At 33.0% G+C, this 1,816-nt stretch carries 2 protein-coding genes; both read left to right on the top strand.

Annotated features, from left to right (window positions below; genetic code table 11):
* On the top strand, nt 1-578 hold a 578-nt coding region (gene tmk, locus BZK14_RS12085), incomplete at its 5' end, for a dTMP kinase (RefSeq protein WP_077926724.1).
* An 8-nt stretch (nt 579-586) separates the two neighbouring features.
* Complete coding sequence (locus BZK14_RS12080; protein WP_245831346.1) at nt 587-1,522, top strand: DNA polymerase III subunit; 936 nt, start codon at nt 587-589, stop codon at nt 1,520-1,522.
* Nucleotides 1,523-1,816: the final 294 nt, after the last annotated feature.

Here is a 1,816-nt window from a genome sequence, read left to right as displayed (position 1 = left end):
CAGAAGGTGCAGGTAAAAGCACACAAATTCCAATCATTAGAGATTGGTTATTAGAGCAAGGTATTAATGTCATTACCACTCGAGAGCCTGGAGGAACAGAGCTTTCTGAAAAAATTCGTCACTTATTATTAACAGAGGATATGTGTGCTGAAACAGAGTTGTTATTGATGTTTGCTGCACGTAAAGAGCATATTGAGCAAGTGATTAAGCCTGCATTGAATCGTGGTGACTGGGTTTTGTGTGATCGCTTTACAGAAGCCACTTATGCATATCAATCTGCAGGTCGTGCCATTGATCGACAATATATTGCATATTTAGAATCTTGGTTGCAAGGGGAGTTAAAGCCTGATTATACTTTTTGGTTTGATATTGAAGTCGTTAATGGTATTGCGCGTGCCAAAAAACGTCAGGCATTGGATCGCTTTGAAAGTGAGCAAATAGAATTTTTTGAAAAGGTTCGCTCAGGTTATTCGAAACTAGCAATTGAGCGACCTAATCAATTTGTTAAAGTGAATGCAGCATTATCTATTGATGATATTACAGTACAAATTCAGTCTTCATTACAAAAACTTCTATGAGTGCCACTGTGACAAAATTTGAATATTTGCCTTGGTTCGAGAGTCAATTGACAGAAATGGTCACTCGTTATGATCATAAAACTTTCCCCCAGTCATTGCTGTTGATAGGTGAGCCAGACATTGGTAAATCTATTTTTGCCAATGATGTTGCAAAGAGTATTTTATGCTTAGATCGAAAAGGCCACCATGCATGTGGGCAGTGTCAGAGTTGTTTATGGATTGACAAAAATAGTCACCCTGATTTTTTGAGCATTGCTTCAGAGGATAAAAGTCATTTCATTAAAGTTGACCAAATTCGTCAGTTGATTCAGTTTGCACAAATGACGAGTGAAACAGGGCGGAAAGTAATTATCATTCATAATGCTGATGAGATGAATCTCAATGCTGCAAATGCGCTATTAAAAACATTAGAAGAGCCAATGCAAAATTGCTATCTCATTTTAGTGACTAATTATCCTAAGAAATTGCCTGTTACAATTACTAGTCGTTGTCAGAGACAATTATTGTCAATTTCAGGTGAGCATGATGTCATTTTTAATTGGCTAAAACAGGTTAATCCTGTGAGTGAAGATAAAATTCATCAAGTATTAGGATTGAGTTATGGCCGACCAATTTTGTCATATCAATTTTTATTGAATGATATTTTATTGATTATGAATGAGTTAGAGTCTTTGTTGGTGCGTTATTGGCAACATAGAAGTAATTTAAGTGAGCTGACAGATTTTATGGTCAAAAATTGGCACTTTGCTTCTCATTTAGTTTTATATTGGCTATCTTGCGCTTTAAAAGAAGAGTGTCAATCTGATAACATAGTTAAAATATTACGTGAGTGCCCATTAATGCTAGCGTTTGAGCAATATGAGACTTTTATTAAAATAATTGAATTGTCATCAACACCTGTTAAGCAAGAGTGGCTACTTCAAGAGTGGCTATTAAGATTGTAAGAATAATTTTTATAATTATATGAAAATTATACAATTTTTTGAATTGGTCTTTATTTTGCTTTTATTCAGACATGTAAAAATAGATAAATAATTTTTACTGAATAATAAATAAAGATAGTATCACGACTCAACCATATTCTATGAATATGGTTTTTTTTGCCTTATTAATCAGGAAGGCTAAAATCAGTGTTTACTATAAAGATTTGAAATATAATTATTTTTTTGTAATGGCTCTATTTTTGCTCTGATAAAACTATGTAAAAATAAATGAATAAATTTTACTGAATTATAAAT

The sequence above is a fragment of the Wohlfahrtiimonas larvae genome (genome assembly GCF_002006755.1).
Classification (GTDB): Bacteria; Pseudomonadota; Gammaproteobacteria; order Cardiobacteriales; family Wohlfahrtiimonadaceae; genus Wohlfahrtiimonas; species Wohlfahrtiimonas larvae.
This window is presented reverse-complemented; position numbering and strand designations above follow the sequence as displayed.